The 17,263-nt window shown below is 72.0% G+C and carries 16 protein-coding genes; 11 read left to right on the top strand and 5 right to left on the bottom strand.

Annotated elements, in window-relative coordinates:
* Position 1: 1 nt before the first annotated feature.
* Complete coding sequence (locus ACWG52_RS08650; protein WP_389813922.1) at positions 2 to 889, bottom strand: ion transporter; 888 nt, start codon at positions 887 to 889, stop codon at positions 2 to 4.
* Positions 890 to 1,229: 340 nt separating this feature from the next.
* Here ACWG52_RS08650 and ACWG52_RS08645 point away from each other — a divergent pair, with 340 nt between their 5' ends.
* The 9 genes from ACWG52_RS08645 (at position 1,230) to ACWG52_RS08605 (ending at position 10,765) form a co-directional block, all read left to right on the top strand.
* On the top strand, positions 1,230 to 1,829 hold the full coding sequence (locus ACWG52_RS08645; protein ID WP_389813925.1) for an acyltransferase: 600 nt from the start codon (positions 1,230 to 1,232) through the stop codon (positions 1,827 to 1,829).
* Positions 1,830 to 2,263: 434 nt separating this feature from the next.
* Positions 2,264 to 3,433 (top strand): hypothetical protein, encoded by a 1,170-nt coding sequence (locus tag ACWG52_RS08640; RefSeq protein WP_389813928.1) that lies wholly within the window; start codon positions 2,264 to 2,266, stop codon positions 3,431 to 3,433.
* Positions 3,430 to 4,206 (top strand): WecB/TagA/CpsF family glycosyltransferase, encoded by a 777-nt coding sequence (locus tag ACWG52_RS08635; RefSeq protein ID WP_389813930.1) that lies wholly within the window; start codon positions 3,430 to 3,432, stop codon positions 4,204 to 4,206. The genes ACWG52_RS08640 and ACWG52_RS08635 overlap by 4 nt, the downstream gene beginning before the upstream one ends.
* Positions 4,206 to 5,462: a nucleotide sugar dehydrogenase gene (locus tag ACWG52_RS08630; protein ID WP_389813933.1), complete on the top strand. Its 1,257-nt coding sequence runs from the start codon at positions 4,206 to 4,208 to the stop codon at positions 5,460 to 5,462. Before ACWG52_RS08635 ends, ACWG52_RS08630 begins: the two co-directional genes overlap by 1 nt.
* A gap of 4 nt (positions 5,463 to 5,466) precedes the next feature.
* Positions 5,467 to 6,609 (top strand): non-hydrolyzing UDP-N-acetylglucosamine 2-epimerase, encoded by a 1,143-nt coding sequence (gene wecB, locus ACWG52_RS08625; RefSeq protein ID WP_389813936.1) that lies wholly within the window; start codon positions 5,467 to 5,469, stop codon positions 6,607 to 6,609.
* Positions 6,610 to 6,631: 22 nt separating this feature from the next.
* Entirely contained in the window at positions 6,632 to 7,390 is a 759-nt protein-coding gene (locus ACWG52_RS08620) for a YveK family protein (RefSeq protein ID WP_389813939.1), read from the top strand.
* Complete coding sequence (locus tag ACWG52_RS08615; RefSeq protein ID WP_389813942.1) at positions 7,387 to 8,844, top strand: oligosaccharide flippase family protein; 1,458 nt, start codon at positions 7,387 to 7,389, stop codon at positions 8,842 to 8,844. Before ACWG52_RS08620 ends, ACWG52_RS08615 begins: the two co-directional genes overlap by 4 nt.
* 6 nt (positions 8,845 to 8,850) lie before the next feature.
* Complete coding sequence (locus ACWG52_RS08610; RefSeq protein ID WP_389813944.1) at positions 8,851 to 9,921, top strand: hypothetical protein; 1,071 nt, start codon at positions 8,851 to 8,853, stop codon at positions 9,919 to 9,921.
* A 22-nt stretch (positions 9,922 to 9,943) separates the two neighbouring features.
* Positions 9,944 to 10,765: a glycosyltransferase family 2 protein gene (locus ACWG52_RS08605; protein WP_389813947.1), complete on the top strand. Its 822-nt coding sequence runs from the start codon at positions 9,944 to 9,946 to the stop codon at positions 10,763 to 10,765.
* Here the strand turns inward: ACWG52_RS08605 and ACWG52_RS08600 are convergent.
* Entirely contained in the window at positions 10,701 to 11,207 is a 507-nt protein-coding gene (locus ACWG52_RS08600) for a cupin domain-containing protein (protein ID WP_389813949.1), read from the bottom strand. The two genes, ACWG52_RS08605 and ACWG52_RS08600, sit on opposite strands and share 65 nt — an antisense overlap.
* 56 nt (positions 11,208 to 11,263) lie before the next feature.
* Positions 11,264 to 12,415, bottom strand: coding sequence for an amidohydrolase family protein (locus ACWG52_RS08595; RefSeq protein ID WP_389813952.1), 1,152 nt, complete (start codon positions 12,413 to 12,415; stop codon positions 11,264 to 11,266).
* Between the two features lie 180 nt (positions 12,416 to 12,595).
* On the opposite strand from ACWG52_RS08595, the gene ACWG52_RS08590 reads away from it, so the two are divergent.
* Entirely contained in the window at positions 12,596 to 13,525 is a 930-nt protein-coding gene (locus ACWG52_RS08590) for a sigma-70 family RNA polymerase sigma factor (RefSeq protein WP_390137081.1), read from the top strand.
* Positions 13,526 to 13,528: 3 nt separating this feature from the next.
* Here the strand turns inward: ACWG52_RS08590 and ACWG52_RS08585 are convergent, their stop codons facing one another.
* Together ACWG52_RS08585 and ACWG52_RS08580 are read right to left on the bottom strand one after the other, a co-directional pair.
* Positions 13,529 to 14,503 (bottom strand): glycosyltransferase, encoded by a 975-nt coding sequence (locus ACWG52_RS08585; protein WP_389813958.1) that lies wholly within the window; start codon positions 14,501 to 14,503, stop codon positions 13,529 to 13,531.
* Positions 14,446 to 16,464, bottom strand: a complete 2,019-nt coding sequence (locus ACWG52_RS08580) for an O-antigen ligase family protein (protein WP_389813960.1) — start codon at positions 16,462 to 16,464, stop codon at positions 14,446 to 14,448. The genes ACWG52_RS08585 and ACWG52_RS08580 overlap by 58 nt, the downstream gene beginning before the upstream one ends.
* Before the next feature lie 80 nt (positions 16,465 to 16,544).
* Between ACWG52_RS08580 and ACWG52_RS08575 the strand changes: the two genes are divergently transcribed.
* Positions 16,545 to 17,249 (top strand): hypothetical protein, encoded by a 705-nt coding sequence (locus tag ACWG52_RS08575; protein ID WP_389813963.1) that lies wholly within the window; start codon positions 16,545 to 16,547, stop codon positions 17,247 to 17,249.
* Positions 17,250 to 17,263 lie beyond the last annotated feature (14 nt).

Raw genomic sequence — 17,263 nt, 5'->3', positions numbered from 1 at the left:
CTCAGGCCCCGGTGTGAGAGGCCTCCAGCCGCCGCTCCGGCCGGTCGGCCGCGGGCGGCAGGCTCGCCTCGATCTCGTCCAGGGCCCGGCGGGCGGTGGCGATCCGCGCCCGGACGTCGGGCTCCGCCCCCGGCGTCGGGGCGCGCTTCGCCTCGTCCTCCATCTCGCGTGCCTCGTCGAGGGAGTTGAGGACCACGCCGATGAGTACGTTCACCAGCACGAAGGAGGCGAGCAGCGCGTAGGAGGCGTAGTAGATGATGCTCAGCCGGGAGATCTGCAGCCCCGCGCGGACGGCGTCCGTCAGACCGTCGAGCGTGGTCAGCAGGAAGAGCGTGAGCATCGCGCGGCCCACGGAGCCGTAGTGCCCGGGGTCCGACCTCGCGAAGCAGACCCAGCCGATCATCGCGTACACGTACAGCACCAGCGCACCGACGAACAGGAAGCTGGCGGTGCCCGGCAGGCTGCGGCCCACCGCGATCAGCAGGATGCGCAGGTGCGGCAGGAAGCGGGCGGTGCGCAGCACCCGGGCCAGGCGCAGCAGCCGGAGCAAGGTGGTGTTCTCGCGGACGAGCGGGACGAAGGCGGAGGCGACGACCGCGAGGTCGAAGAGGTTCCACGGGTCGCGGAAGAATGCTTTCGGCCGGTCCGCGCAGGCGCCCACGCGCAGCAGCATCTCCAGGGTGAACAGGGCCAGGCAGCAGTTCTCCGCGCCCTGCAGCACGAGCCGGTACTCCGCGGCGAGGCCGCTGTAGGTCTCCACCCCCATCAACGCGGCGTTGAAGAGGATCGCGCAGAAGACGACCATCCCGAAGGCGGGGGCTTCCGTGGCCACCCGGCATCGGGCTGCCAGCTTCATCCGACCGCGTCCGGCCGGCCTCGGGTCTGTCATCGTGCTCCTCGTACTCTCGTCTGAGCCGCGGGCGAAACGGCGGCCCACCCCTCTAACGCCCCACCGTCGATCGGGTTTCACCCCTTTCCGCCCCCAATGCGCCGCTGCGTGATGTTCTCCCCGATCCGGCGGCCGGCCCGGGACCCGGTTCCGTTCCCGAAGGCCGTCGCCGATCGGGCCGTCGCGAGCCGGGCTCAAGTGCGTTGCGTGAACAGTCGGTTGATCTGCGGGTGGGCCGGCCCCTCGGCGCATATGCTCGGTTCGTGCACCCGCACTCCGTACATGCGTACATGGTGCATCTGTGCTTCCGTATGCCTCGCAGCCGTAAGGGGACCGTGCCGTGAGTGTCCGTATCCAACCCTCCTCCCAGGTGGACGAGAGCGCCGAACTCGGTGAGGGAACCACGATCTGGGATCTGGCGCAGATCCGTGAGGAGGCCCGGCTCGGACGCGGGTGCATCGTCGGGCGCGGGGCCTACGTAGGGCCCGGCGTACGCATCGGCGACCACGTGAAGCTGCAGAACTACGCACTCGTCTACGAGCCCGCGGTCCTCGGCGACGGGGTCTTCATCGGCCCCGCGGCGGTGCTCACCAACGACTTCTACCCGCGCGCCGTCGACCCCGAGGGTCGGATCAAGCGCGACGGCGACTGGGAGGCCGCCGGGGTCGTGGTCGCCGAGGGGGCTTCGCTCGGGGCCCGCTCGGTGTGCGTGGCCGGGGTGCGCGTCGGACGCTGGGCGCTCGTCGCGGCCGGCGCCGTGGTGTCCAAGGACGTGCCGGACTTCGCGCTCGTCGCGGGTGTGCCGGCGCGACGGATCGGGTGGGTGGGCCGGGCCGGGGTCCGCCTGGTGGAGCGCGAGGGGGAACCGGGTGCCTGGGAGTGCCCGCGCACCGGAGCGCTGCACGAAGAGAAGGACGGCACGCTCATCGAGCGAACCTGACGGAATGTCGGCAATTTAGGGCACCGGCATTTCCTCAAAACCGCAATCAACGAACATCCGCGGGCATAACGTGTCCCTGCACACGGGATCTGAGCAGGCAACAGGCCATGTTCAGTGGGGGGTTGTGTACGACGAGGGCACCGGGGCAGTGCCATGGCCGGCGCGGGCACACCCGCGCCTGCTGACACTGCCGTTCACGCGTGTCCCGGTCCGAGGCATCGCTGGGGGGATCCAGACGCCGGCCTTCGGACGGTTCGTGCCATCGGCGTGACATCGCCGCGGGCACGGACGCCGTCATGCGCAGTCCCCCTCCACGGAGCGACGACCGCCAGGTCCGTCCGAGGAGAACGATCAGAGGGGGTAGGTGTGTTGGAGCCGAACAGCTCGGACATACGGGGTGCGGGGAGCACCAGGGGAATCGGGGTGGGGACCCGATGAACACCACACGATTAGGAGCACTGGCCCACGAGGACCAGTCGCTGCACGCCCTGGCCGAGCGGCTGCTCGCGCTGGCCGAGGCGGGGCTACCGGCGATGTACCTGCCGGACGAGGAGACCTTCGTCTTCACCCGGGCAGGGGTCATCTCACCCGAGGGAACCCCCGTCCTGGAACAGCGGGGAACGAGCACCCGGTACGCGGCGATCACCGCGCTCGGAGCCCGCTTCCTGCCCGAGGACCGGCAGCGCGCGCTCTTCGGCGGGCACACCGCGCAGGAGTTCACGGGGCTGCTCGTGGAACGCCTCCCCGGGGTGGTGAACCTCGGCGACGCGGCGCTCATCGCCTGGGCCGCCGCGGAGACCGGCCACCCCAAACTGGCCGACGCGCTCGACCGGGTGGCCACGCTCGACGTACCCGGGCGACCGCAGTACACGGTCGAGGCCGCCTGGGTGCTCTCCGCGCTCACGGCCGCGCGCGCCGTGGTGGACGTGGAGGAACGCCTCGCGGCGGCCCGCGTACGGCTGCTCGCGGCACGGATCGGCGACAGCCCGCTCTTCCCGCACGCCACCGAGCCCGGACTGGTACCCGGCTACCGAGCCCACGTGGCCTGTTTCGCCGACCAGACCTATCCGCTGCAGGCACTGGCCCGGCTGCACGCGAGCGGCGACGACCCGCAGGCGCTGGCGGCCGCCGACGCCTGCGCCGCCCGCATCTGCGAACTGCAGGGCGACGGCGGACAGTGGTGGTGGCACTACGACGCCCGCGAGGGCGGCGTGGTGGAGGGCTACCCGGTCTACAGCGTGCACCAGCACGCGATGGCCCCGACCGCCCTGTTCGACCTGGCCGAGGCGGGCGGCACCGACTTCGGCGCCGCGATCCGCCGCGGCCTGCGCTGGATGACGGACGTGCCCGAGCTCGCGGACCCCACCGGGAACCCGCGGGAGTCGATGATCCGCGAGGACTTCGGCGTCACCTGGCGCAAGGTCTACCGCGGCGACCCGAAGAAGGCCGTCCGGGCCGCCCGGGGGCTCACCACCCGCGTGGCACCGCACGCCCGGCTCGCCCCGCTCGACCGGATCTTCCGACCCGGCGCCGTGGACCGCGAGTGCCGACCGTACGAGTTCGGCTGGATGCTCTTCGCCTGGCTCGGAGGGCCCCGGAGATGACACGACGAGAGTCCCTCTTCGGGGTCCCGCTCGACCCGCTGACCATGGACGAGACCGTACAGCGCTGCCTGGACGCCGTACGGCGCGGCGAACAGATCGAGATCGGCATGGTCAACGCGGCCAAGCTGGTCAACATGCGGCGCGACCCCCTCCTCGCCGAGGCGGTCGCCGGCTGCGACCTCGTCCTGGCCGACGGCCAGGCCGTGGTCTGGGCCGGCCGGGTACTGGGTGTGAAACTGCCCGAACGGGTCGCCGGAATCGACCTGTTCATGCGGCTGCTGGCCGCCGCGGAGGTCGCGGACATCCCCGTCTACCTGCTCGGAGCCCAGGAGGACGTCCTGGAGATGATGCTCGGGCAGATCGCCGAGCGCTTCCCGAAGCTGCGGGTGGCCGGCAGCCGCAACGGCTACTTCGGCGACGGTGACCAGGAAGGCATCGCCGACGCCATCGCCGACAGCCGGGCGCGGCTGCTGTTCCTCGGCATGACCTCACCCAAGAAGGAGATCTTCACCGCCGGCTACGGCAAACGCACCGGGGCCCACGTGGTCCACGGCGTCGGCGGCTCCTTCGACATCCTCGCCGGCATCACCAAGCGGGCCCCCCTGGTCTGGCAGCGGATGGGGCTCGAATGGTTCTACCGCACCCTCCAGGAGCCGCGCCGGCTCGGCAAGCGCTACCTCACCACCAACGCTGCCTTCCTCCTCATGACGGTCCGGGAACTCATCCACCGCACACCGTCCGCCCCTTCCGCTTCCGCGAACAGGAGTTACTGATGCGCGTCGTCGTCGTGGGACAGGGATACGTCGGACTTCCGCTGGCCATCCGGGCCGCCGAGGTCGGGCACCAGGTGATCGGGTACGACGTGGACACCCGGCGGGTCAAGAGCCTCGCCGCCGGTGAGTCGTACGTGGAGGACGTCTCCTCCGAACGGCTGGCGCGCGCACTGGCGCGCGGCACCTACCGCCCCAGCGAACTGGCCCGGGACTGCGGCGGCTTCGACGTCGCCGTCGTCACCGTGCCCACACCCTTACAGGACGGGGCCCCCGACCTGCGCTACATCGAGGAGTCGGCGCACACCCTGGCCCGCTTCCTGCGCCCGGGTGCCACCGTCATCCTGGAGTCCACCACCTACCCGGGCACCACCGAGGAACTGTTCGCGCCCATCCTGGAGGACGGCTCCGGCCTCACCGCGGGCGAGGACTTCCACCTGGGCTACAGCCCCGAACGCATCGACCCGGGCAACACCGTCTGGGGCTTCCAGCAGACCCCCAAGGTGGTGTCCGGCGTCGACGCCCGCTCCCTGAAGGCCGTCGAAGCCTTCTACGGGGACCTCGTCGACACCACCGTGCCCGTGCGCTCCCCCAAGGAGGCCGAGCTGGCCAAACTGCTGGAGAACACCTTCCGCCACGTCAACATCGCCCTCGTCAACGAGATCGCGATGTTCGCCCGCCACCTGGACATCGACGTCTGGCAGGCCATCGAGGCGGCGTCCAGCAAGCCCTTCGGCTTCATGAAGTTCACCCCCGGCCCGGGCGTCGGCGGCCACTGCCTGCCGATCGACCCCTCGTACCTCAACTGGCGGGTCCAGCGCGAACTCGGCCAGAACTTCCGCTTCGTCGAACTGGCCAACGACATCAACAACCACATGCCCGAATACGTGACGCGCCGCGTGATCGACGCGCTCAACTCCAAGCGCCGCTCGGTCAACGGCTCCAAGATCCTGCTGCTGGGACTCGCGTACAAGAAGAACACCGGCGACGCCCGGGAGTCGCCCGCCGTCCGCATCGCCCAACTGCTCCTCGACATGGGCGCCAAGGTCCGCGCGGCCGACCCCCACGTCGTCGAGAGCATCAAGGTCGACGCCCGCCTCGTGCGGGTCGAACCGACCCGCAAGGAACTGGCGGCCGCGGACGTCGTCGTCCTGCTCACCGACCACGACTCCTTCGACTACCGGATGGTCACCGAGCACGCCTCCTACGTCCTCGACTGCCGCAACCGGGTCTCCGGACCCACCGTGGAGGTGCTCTGACCCCGTGACCAGGATCGTCTGCGTGGCCGGGGCCCGGCCCAACTACATGAAGATCAAACCGGTGATGGACGCACTGGAGCGCCGCGGCGCCGACGTGATCCTCGTCCACACCGGGCAGCACTACGACGAGTCGATGAACGACGTCTTCTTCCGCGACCTCGGCATCCGGCCGCCCGACCGCTACCTGGGCGCCGGATCCGGCAGCCACGCCCAACAGACCGGTCGGGTGATGGCCGCCTTCGAGCCGCTCGTCGAGGAACTCGCCCCGGACGCCGTCGTGGTGGTCGGCGACATCAACTCCACCCTCGCCTGCGCCCTGGTCACCGCGAAGGCCGGCCCCCTGCTGGCCCACGTGGAGGCCGGGCTGCGCAGTCGGGACTGGAGCATGCCCGAGGAGGTCAACCGGGTCGCCACCGACCGGCTCAGCGACTACCTGCTGGCCCCCTCGCCCGACGCCGCCGTGAACCTGCGCGCCGAGGGCTACCGGGACGACCAGATCCACGTCGTCGGCAACGTCATGATCGACACCCTGCTCACCAACCTGGACCGGGCCAGACGGTCGGACGTCCTGGACCGGTACGGGCTGACCCGGGGCGGCTACGGCCTGGTCACCCTGCACCGGCCGGCCAACGTGGACGACCCGGGAGCGCTGCGCGGCCTGCTGAAGGCACTGGGCGAGATCGCCGACCGCTGTCCGCTGCTGCTGCCCGTGCACCCGCGGGCCGCCGAACGGCTCTCCGAGCTGGGCGTGCCCGACGGCATCCGACTGGTCCCGGCCGCCGGATACCTCGACTTCATCGCCCTGCAGGACTCCGCCCGCGTGGTCCTCACCGACTCCGGGGGCGTCCAGGAGGAGACCACCGCCCTGGGGGTGCCCTGCGTGACCCTGCGGGAGAACACCGAGCGCCCCATCACCGTCGAGGAGGGTACGAACGTGCTGGCGGGCACGGACCCGGAGCGCATCACGGCCACCGTGCACCGGGTCCTCGACGATCCTCCCGCCCCGCGCTGCCCCGAACTCTGGGACGGCCGGGCGAGCGAGCGCATCGCCGCGGTCCTGCTCGACGGACCGCCCGCACACACCAGGCCGCGCCCCACCGACCTCGTCCCGCGCGGGGCGGCCACCGAACAACAGCACGTGCTGTAAACGCAATGCGAAGGGGAAGACCATGGATCTCGCGGAGATCTGGCGGGTCATGCGCAGACGCTGGTACGTGCTGCTGCCCGGACTGCTGATCACGGCGGCGCTCACCGCCGCCGTGTACCTGCTGGTCCCGGTGGAGTACCGGTCGCAGAGCACGGTGACCCTGCTGAACTCGAAGAAGGCCACGGTGGCCTTCGACGGCAACCCCTTCCTGAGCACCCAGGCCTCGCTCACCGGGATGGCCGACGGCCTGGCCCGCAACCTCAACTCCGACGACGCCAAGGCCGACCTCAAGTCCCTCGGCGTCACCGGAGTGCACGAGGCGAAGATCGCCGACAACGCGCTCGGCCCCTACATGTGGCTGAGTGTCGTCGGGACCGACCAGGCCGCCGTGCTGAAGTCGGACGAGATCCTCACCAAGTACGCGGAGAAGCGACTGCTGGAGTTCCAGACCCAGCAGTCGGTGACCCCCGACGCCATGATCCGGATGGCCACGATCGTGCCCCCGCAGAAGCCGGAGGCGCAGACCAAGGCCAGGCTCCAGTTCCTGATCATGGCGGGCGCACTGGGCTTCGTCCTCAGCCTGGTGGCCACCTTCTTCGTGGAGGCCCGAAAGCGCCGGGGGGCCTCGCCCGGCAAGCACCGACCCGCCCCCGCCGAGGGCGGCGAGAGCGGCGAGGGCTCCGACGCCGACGCCGGTGACCCGACGGCCACCCTGCGCATGACCGTCGCCCATCCGGCCGGCTCCGGCGCCGCCGGCTCCCGTACGGCCGGATCACCGTGACCGGCCCCGCCGCGGACACCGCGAGCGACACCACCCCGGCCCCGGCGCCGTCGCTCGGCCGCAAGGTCGGCTCCGCGGCCAAGTGGAGCCTGATCAACACCGTGGTCATGCGCCTCGGGAACTTCGCCACCGGCATCGTCCTGGCCCGCTTCTTCCTCGGCCCCGAGGCCTGGGGCGTGTACGGGATCGCCCAGACGGTCCTGCTGGTCCTCCTCTCCGCGAACGAACTCGGCGTCTCGCTCGCGATCGTGCGCTGGGAGGGCGACCCCCGCCGCTTCGCGCCGACCGTCCTCACCCTCAGCGCCGCCTCCAGCTGCCTGCTGTACGCCGTGCTCTTCGCGGTCGCCCCTGCGGTGGCGGGGGTGCTCGGCTCGCCCGAGGCCTCCGGCGTCCTGCGGGTGATGTGCCTGTGCGTGGTGCTCGACGGACTCTCCCAGGTCCCCGCCGGCTTCCTCACCCGGGAGTTCGCGCAGGGCCGGCGGATGGCCGTCGACGGCCTCAACTTCGTCCTCAGCACCGCCGTCACCCTGCTCCTCGCCGTCGACGGCTGGGGCGCCATGAGCTTCGCCTGGGGATCCGTGGTCGGCAACGTGGCCGCGCTCATCGGCTGCTGCCTCGCCGCACCCGGCACCCTGAAGTTCGGCTGGGACCGGGAACAGGCGCGGGCGCTGCTGAAGTTCGGACTGCCGCTCGCCGGTGCCAGCATGCTCGCCCTCGGCGTGGTCAACGTGGACACCATGGTGGTGGGCTCGGCCCTGGACCCCCTCGCCCTCGGCTTCTACGTGCTCGCCTTCAACATCTCCGGCTGGCCCGTCCGCATCATCTCCGAGGCCGCCCGCCGCGTCTCCTTCGCGGGCTTCTCCCGACTGGCCGACTCCCCACAGGCGCTGGCCGCCGGATTCGCCCGCGCCCTCGGCGTCGTGATGGCCGGCACCGTCCCGATCTGCGTCCTGCTCGCCGCCCTCGCCGCTCCCGTCGTGGAACTGATCTACGGCGAACGCTGGCTGCCCGCCGCCCGGGCCCTGCCCTGGCTGATGGCACTCGGCCTGGTCCGCATCGGCTGCGAACTCGCCTACGACTGCCTGGTGGCCATCGGCCACCGCCGCTCGCTCATCGGCGTCCAGGGACTGTGGCTGATCATCCTGATCCCGGCCCTCGTGATCGGCGCCCGCACCGGCGGGATCGTCGGAGTCGCCCAGGGGCACGTCCTGGTCGCCGGGGCCGTCGTGGTCCCGGTCTTCCTCCTCGCCCTGCACCGCGGCGGCATCCGCCTGGGCACCGTCGCCCGGGCCTGCGCCTGGCCGCTGCTCGGCGGCGCGGTGATGTCCGCCGTACTCCTCCTCCTGGAGCGGTACCTGGGAGATGGCGTCCTCGCGCTCCTGGCGACCGGAGCCGCCGGAACCCTCTGCTACGTCCTGTGCGTCCTGCCCGGCCGCGCATTACTCAAAGGCTAGACAGCTGTGACACAGCACCGAAGGCGCCTGACGGCGTGGCTGCTCGCCGGAGTGGTCCTCGCCGTCGTCCTCACCCTCTACCAGGCCGACCGCACCGCCGTGAGCGAGCACGCGGCCGCCCCCGGCGCCACCGAGCCCGCCACCCCCTCCACCACGGCCCCGGCCCCACCGTCGGCCTCGGCCTCGCCGACCACCTCCGGCCCACCCTCCCCGACCGCCTCGCCGTCCGGGAACGAACCGCCGCCCACCACCCCCGCCTGCACCTCGCCCGGCACCTGCGGATTCCCCGACGCGAGCACCACCGGCCCGCGGATCGCGCTGGAGCGGCACGACACCGGGAACATGTCCGTCAAGCAGGACGGCATGGTCATCAAGGGCTGGGACATCCGCGGCTCCCTCGACATCTACGCCGACGACGTGACCGTCATCGACAGCAGGATCACCTCGACCAACTGGTGGGGGATCAACCTGCGCCCCGGTTTCAGCGGACTGAAGGTCCTGCACACGACCATCACCGCCGTCCCCGGCAAGGGCCCCGACAACGGAGGGGTCAACTACGCGGTCTCCAACATGGGCGGCAGCTCCATCGAGGTCGGCTGGTGCGACATCTCGGTGTTCGGCAACGCCCTGTCCATGGGGCAGGGGGACCTGCACGACAACTACGTCCACGACATCGTGGCCTTCCGCAACCAGGGCGGCGAATGGCAGCACACCGACGCCGTCATCAGCGGCGGCGGCAACAAGGGCCGGCTGACCATCCGCCGCAACACCCTGCTCAACTCCACGGCGGTCGACAAGGGCGCCACCGCGGCCGTGGGCCTGTTCGCCGACACCGGAGTGGTCTCCTCCGTGATCGTCGACGGCAACTGGCTGGCCGGGGGAGCGTACGCCCTCTACGGCGGCGGCCCGGGCGCCACCGGCATCCAGGTCACGAACAACGTCTTCTCCACCCAGTACCACCCGGCCGCCGGCGCCTACGGCGCCGCCACCGCCTGGAACGCGACCGGCGCCGGGAACGTGTGGAAGGGCAACCGCATGTCCGACGGCCGCCCCGTCGAACCCCCACCCGCCTCCTGACCACCGAGAGGACCGACAGGACATGATGCGCCGGATCGCGCGGGCCCCCTGGGAACTGCTCAAGCGGACCTTCGGCTGGCTGGTGCTCTTCGAAGCCCGGAACAAGGTCCTGCTGGCCCCCTCCGCCCTACGGCTGCGCCGCTTCGAGGACGCCGAGACCCACCGCCTCGCCGCTGACCTGGGCGAACCCCCGGCCGCCCTGGTCGCCACCGTCATCCCCACCCACCGACGCCCCGAGGCACTACGGGCCGCCGTCCGCTCCGCCCTCGCCCAGACGGTCACCGACCATGTGGTCATCGTCGTCGACGACGGCGCCGGCCTGCCCGAACTCCCCGCCGACCCGCGACTGTTCGCAGTCTCCCTGGCCCGCAACACGGCGACCGCCGGTGTCGTGCGCAACGTAGGGATCCGCCTGACCAGGTCGCGCTACGTGGCCTTCCTCGACGACGACAACCTCTGGGAGCCCGACCACCTGGAGCAGGCCCTGGCCACACTGGAGGCACCCGACGGGCCGGACGCCGTCTACACCGCCCTGCGCAGGGTGCTGCCCGACGGCACCGACCGGGACGTCCTCTCGGTCCCCTTCGACCGCCGCCGCGCCGCACACGAGGCCTTCCTGGACACCAACGCCTTCGTGGCACGGCGCACCCGGTCCCTGCACTTCAGCCGACTGCGCCGCACCCCCGAGGTCCTGCCCCGCGAGGACTGGGAACTGATCCGCCGCTACGCCCGCCACCACGAGGTACGCCACCTCCCTCGGGCGACGGTCCGCTACCTGGTCAACCCGGAAAGTTTCTGGACCAGTTGGGATCAGACGCCCCCCGCTCCGTCTCCTCGTACGTGATGCCGTGCCGGCGCGCGATCCGGTTGAGTCGGGCCGGGTGCAGTCGGCCGTCGACGGTCAGGTGCGGTCCGGCCTCGATCATGTCCTCCACGAAGCACTCCCAGCCGCCCGGCGAGGAGATCTGCAGCACCCGCGGCGGCCCACCGGGACCGGGGCGCAGCGCGTGCGGTACGCCGTGGGGGAGCAGGACGAACTGCCCGGCGGTCAGGGTGTGCGAGCGGTCCTCGAAGTCGACGAGGAGTTCACCGTCGAACACGTACACGCTCTCGTCCGCGACATGGTGCGTGTGACGCGGGATCTCCCGCGCCAGCACCACTTCGAGGAGGGAGAAGCGCCCTTCGGTGTCCGCCGTGGCGGCCTTCACCGAGAAGGCGGGCGGCAGCGGGATCCGGCCCGGACGGGCCGCTCCCGCGTCGAGGAGGACGAAGCGTTCGTCGGACATGGGTGTGGTCCTTTCCTGGAAGGGTGGGGGACGGAGCCGGACGTGCCGGTCCGGGCTCAGCGGGCCTGCCGTACGCCGCGGCGCCAGACGTCGACGATCGCGCCGAGGGCCGAGACCTCCTGTGTCGGATCGCCCTCCACGAGCAGCAGGTCCGCGCGCAGCCCCGGGGCGATCCGGCCCCGGTCGGCCAGGCCGAAGTGGTGGGCCGGCAGGGCGGTCGCCGCGGTCAGCGCCTCCCGCGGGCTCAGCCCGCCGTCCTGGACGAGCAGCGCCAGTTCACGGTGCAGACCCGCGCCGTGGGCCGGGGCGAACGGGGTGGCGTCGGTGCCGGCGAGCAGCGGGACGCCCGCCTCGCGCAGCGCGCGGAGCGCGCCGACGGCGGCCGGGTACCGGCCGGGAGGCACGCACGTCGCCGCGCCGGCCCCCTGGGCGTCGACCGCCTCGAAGTACGCCAGCGTGGACACGACGAACACGCCTTGGTCGCGGACCCGCCGGGCGAGGCGTGCGCACGCCGGGTCCCGCGGGGCGAGATCGGCCCACACATGGGCGAGCCCGTCCACTCCCGCGTCGAGCGCGGTGACCACGTCGGTGGCGGTGACGGCGTGCGCGACGACCCGGAGCCCGGCCGCGCGGGCGGCCGCGGTCAGGGCGCTCGCGACCGCCGGGGACATGACGGGCAGATCGGCGCCGTGCACGGTCCCGTCGTCGATGACGAGCTTGAGGAAATCGCTGCCCTCGGCGAGGCGGGCCTTCACGAACTCCGCCGCCCGCTCCGGATCCGCCACGAAGTCGATCTCCGACACGTCCTCCGGGTCGAGCAGGGTGCCGGTCAGCGCGGCGATCAGCTGGGTCGGGTGTCCGCCGGGCGCGGTCGCCAGTAGGCCGGCGCTGCGCAGATCGGCCACGTCGTCGCGGTCGGCCGCGAGCCGCCGGTGGCGGGCGAGCGGGCGCGGCAGGCAGAACATGTCGAGCTCGGTCGTGACCCCGTGGCGCAGGGCTTCGGCGAGACTGCCGTCGAAGACGTGGGTGTGCGCGTCGATCAGCCCCGGCACCAGGGTCCTGCCCCGGCCGTCGACCTCGACGTCGGCGTCCTGGGCCGCCCCGGGGGCGGACACCGCCACGACCAGGTCGTCCTCCACGACCACGTCCTGGACACCGGCGGCCTGCCGGCCGTCGAAGACGCGGACGCCGTGGATCCGTGTACGCATGAAAGGCCCTCCTCTGTGCGCCGGGGCGGCCCATCCACCCCGGACGCCACCACAGAGGGCGGACCCGGCTCCGGCTGTGACATCGCGGCGGCCCACCGTGACACGGCTCACACCCGGGCCGCCGCGTGTCACACTCCCGGCCCGGGCGACCTCTTCGGTCACGGCAGACAAGGAGGACGCATGACCGCCACCCCGCCGCCCCACCCGCTCGACTCCGTCACCGACCGCTTCCTCGGCCACCGCGAACTGCTCTTCTCGGTGGTCTACAACATGCTCGGCACCGTCGCCGACACCGAGGACACGCTCCAAGAGGTGTGGTTGGCCTGGTCCGCCCGGCACCGCAGACCCGACGCCGAGCCCGTCGAGAACGCCCGCGCGTACCTCGTCCGGATCGCCGTGAACCAGGCGCTCGCCCGACGGGCGGAGCTGGGCCGCCGTCAGGAGAGCTACGTCGGCACCTGGTTGCCCGAGCCCCTCGCCGCCGTCGAGGACCACGCCGGCGAGGGGGTCGAGCGGGCCGAGGCGCTGTCGATGGCGCTGCTCGTCGTCCTGGAGACGCTGTCCCCGCTGGAACGCGCCGTGTTCGTGCTGCACGAGGTGTTCGGATTCACGCACCCGGAGATCGCCCGCATCCTGGACCGTTCGCCGACGGCCGTCCGCCAACTCGCCACCCGGGCCCGCCGCCACGTCCACGCCCGCCGACCCCGCCACCGGCCCGAGGCGGACCTGCACGCCCGGGTCACCGAGCGCTTCGCCGCGGCCGCGCTCGGCGGGGACCTGCGCACGCTCCTCGAACTCCTGGCGCCCGACGTCACGCTCTGGACCGACGGCGGCGGCAAGGGTCCGGCCGTCAGCCTGCACCCCGTCCACGGCCGCGACCGGGTCGCCGCCGTGTTCATGGCGGTGGCGCGCGCCCTCCCGGCGGAGGGTGTCGACCTCCGCCACCGCCGGGTGGCCGGCGACCCCGGAGCGCTCGTCTTCGCCGACGGCGGTCCGCTCGCCGTCGTCGTGGTGGACCTGACCCCCGAAGGGGACAGGATCATCGGCGTCTACTCGGTCACCAACCCCGACAAGCTCACCGGCATCACCCGCCGGGCGACGTCACGGTGAGCGTCACGGCCCGGGCGTGGCCCGTAGCGCCGCCGGGTCGGCCAGGGCCTTCGCGGCCGCCAGGCTGGCCGGCCGGCCGAGCAGCGCGCGGGAGGTCTCCCGCAGCAGTACGGCCGCCCGGAACGCGGCGGTCGCCGCCGCCCCGTGCCGGCGCCCGTAGAGCCGCACCCGGTTGAGCGTCAACAGGGTCCACAGCCGGGGCGACACCTGCGAGTCCCCGCCCAGATGGGTGGCCGTGGCCGCGGGCTCCAGCCGGGTGACGAAGCCGAGGTCGCGGGCCCGCAGGCAGTACTCGGTCTCCTCCGAGTACAGGAAGAACGACTCGTCCCAGGCCCCGCAGGCCTCCAGGCACTCCCCGGACAGTGCCATCAGCGCGCCCGTCGCCCAGTCCGCGACCGTCGCCCGCTCGTACGCGGCCGGGTCGGTGACCATCTCGCTCCAACGCGGGAACCGCCCGGCCCGACGATTGCCCAGCACCGCCTCGCCGAGCGCCCGGGTCACCCGCGACTCCCGGCGCAGCGAGAGCAGCAGCGTACGGCCGTCCTCCTCGTACAGCAGCGGGACGCTGATCCCCACCCGGGCGCCGCCGGGCGTCCCGGTGCCCAGCGCGTCCACGAGCACCTTGGCGCAGCCCTGCCTCATCCGGACGTCCGGATTGCAGACCAGGGCCGCGCGGAAGCCGCCCTCCCACGCGGCGGCGGCCGCCAGGGCGGCGTTCACCCCGGCCGCGTAACCGGCGTTGCGGCCGGTCTGGACGACCGTCGCGTCCGGGGCCAGGGACCGGATCAGCTCCACGGTGTCGTCGGCCGAGTCGTTGTCGGCGACGACCAGGCGCCAGTCGAGCCCGGCCATGCCCTCGGGCAGCGAGGCGAGGAACTCGGGGAGCACGGCGGCGCTGTTCCAGGTGACGACGAGGACGGCTATCGGGCCGCCACCCGGCTCCGGTCGGCGGACGGCGGTCGGTTGGTCGAACTGCATGGGGACTCCACGGTTGCGGGCTCCGGCGCCGTACGCCGGATGAAGCCGAGGTAGCTGCCTCCGGCGGCGATCGTCAGGAAGAACACCCCGGCGAACATCGGGAAGCTGAGGGCGTCGAAGGTGGCGGCGATGACGAGGGAGACCAGGGCGGAGGCGAAGAAGGCCTGCCCCAGCTCCCGGTCGGACTCGGTGCGGGCCAGCCGCCGGATGGCACCGCCCTGGTGGATCCCGGTGAACAGGAGGACCAGGAGGGCGAGCAGCCCCACCAGGCCCATCTCCGCCAGGGTGAGCATGTACTGGTTGTCGGTGAAGAAGAACAGTTCGGGCAGGAAGGTCCCGAAACCCCTTCCGAACAGGGGACGTTCGGTCAGATAGGGGACGATCGCGCTGTACTTGACGGTACGGGCCTGGGTACTGCTGTCGGAGTTCGACACGAACGAGGCGAAGAGCGCCGTGATGGTGCCGATCAACCCCGGGATGATCACCTTGAAGCAGGCCACCGCGCCCATCAGCAGCCCGATCGCCGCCCACCGCCGCTCCGGCTTCCAGCGCAGCACCATCACCAGGACCACGATGAGCGCCCCGATGATGGAGGTCCGCGACACCGTCAGCGGCAGCGCGCCCCCCATCAGCGCCACCGGGGCCCAGCGGCGCCAGGCGCGCAGGTGCCGGCGTACCGGATCGAAGGCCTGCTGCACGGCGAAGGGCAGCAGGATCGCGAGCATCCCGCCGAACTCCAGGGGCTGCGCCGTCGTCGCCCGCGGCCGGGTGAAGGAACCCCGGTCCAGGGTGGTGATCTGGGCGACGCTCGACTGCAGGCCCGGGATGCTGATGCTGTCGGCGACGTTCGTCGCGGTGAAGAAGTCGTAGAAGCCGATGGCGGCCACCACCGACCCCATCACCACGGCCCGGCGCAACAGCACGTCCAGACGCTCGCGGTCCTGGATCCCCGCGGAGACCAGCACCACCAAGGACACCCAGACGAGCAGCCCGATCAGTCCGCGGTCCGCCGCCAGGACCTCCTTGTGCGAGCTGCCGCGCATCGCGTTCGCGAGGTAGGAGCCCAGGACGGAGAAGGCCAGCAGGCACATCACCACCCGCGGCAGCCGGGTACCGGGAGCCGGCCGGATCCGGCCGGTGATCCAGGCCGCCAGGTACCAGAAAAGGCACAGCAGTGCGAACACGTTGGCCGGAGTGCCCACCCCGCCCATCCCCGGCAGGGTCAGGTTCGAGGGGATGAAGAAGGCCAGCGCCAGATAGCCGCTGAGCAGGGCGGTCGCGTCCAGCTGTCGCCCCCACGGCTTGCGGCGCCCGCGCCCCCGGGCCGGGGCGGCCTCGGCCGCGCGCCTGCGCCGGATCGCCGCCAGCAGGCTGTCCGTCAGGAAGGAGAGGACGAAGGCGGCGGTGGTGCCCAGGATGACGACGCCCAGCACCTGCTGGTAGCGGCTCTTCATCTGCGGCACCGGGGTCTGCGGCAGCACCACGGGAGCCGTCTGCACCATGTACGCGGGCTGGACCTCGGCCGCCGCCTGGAGCGCGTTGAGCGTCTCCCCGGCGAAGGCGGTCAGCTTGTTGGTCTCCTCCAGCACGTTCTCCCGGTCGGTCCCCGTGACGGTCAGCGTGAGCATCGGCCCCGAGGTGTTCGCGGCGAACCCGACCGTGTAGGGATCGGTCACACCGATGCCCTGGAGGTCCCGCGCCGCGTCCGTCCCCGACAGCGTCCTGATCAGCACGTCCGCGGTGACCACCAGCGAACCGCCGGCGTTCGCGATGGGATTGCCGAAGGCGGGGGCCAGTTCGGCCACCGCCGTGGAGTCGAGCAGCGCCACCGAGCTCTGCGACTGGTAGGCCACCGGCACCGAACGGTACAGGTGGGCCCCCGCGAGCAGACTGATCAGCGTGATCGGCACCATCACGTACCAGCGGCGCCGGAGCACCGCGACGATCTCACCGATGCTCATGAACACCCCCCGAGGGAAACGCAATTGATGGCGGACCTACCCGTGTCCTGGAAAGATCGGTCACAACGGAAGGAATCCCTGTGTCGCCTGGTGAGTTGATCCGTGCGCTGCGTCGGCGCTGGTACGTCCTGATGGTGGCGGCGGTGCTCGCGGCCGCCGGAGCCGTGCAAGTGCTGCACCCCACCCGGACGTACCTGAGTACGGCGATCGTCGTGCTCAAGCCGCCGGTCACGGACAACCAGCCCAACCAACTGGCCAATCTGCAACCACCGCTCGCCGCCGTCTCCTACGCCGCCGTGCAGCAGCTGGACTCGCCCGAGGGGGCCGAGGAGCTGCGCGCCGCCGGGGTACGCGGCACGTACCGGCTGATCCCGCGGAACAGCGGGACCAGCGTCACCCCGCGCTATCTGATCCCCTCGCTCCAGATCCAGGCGGAGCAGGCGGATCCGGCCACCGCCGACACGGCCGTCCGCAAGATCATCGAGGTCTGGACGAAACACCTGACGGACCTGCAGACGCAGCAGGGCGTCCCGGACTCCGCGCGGATGAGCGTGACGCTGCTGGTACCGCCCACCTCGGTGGCGCAGACCGGCAACAAGAGCCGGGGCCTCGCCGGGGCCGCCCTGCTGGGCGGGGTCGGAGGCGTGGCGGTGGCCCTGTGGACCGACCGGCTCCTGACACGCCGGAGCCGGCGCCGGCAGCGGCACGAGGCCGCCACCGACGCCGGTCCGGTGGTCCGGGCCGAGGAGCCCGAGCGGGCCGCCCTCGCCGGGGCGACCCGCTGAACACGGCGTTCGCG

The organism is Streptomyces sp. CLCI03, from assembly GCF_053615355.1.
The sequence above is the reverse complement of the archived record's forward strand: the minus strand, read 5'-3'. Positions and strand labels throughout refer to the sequence as shown.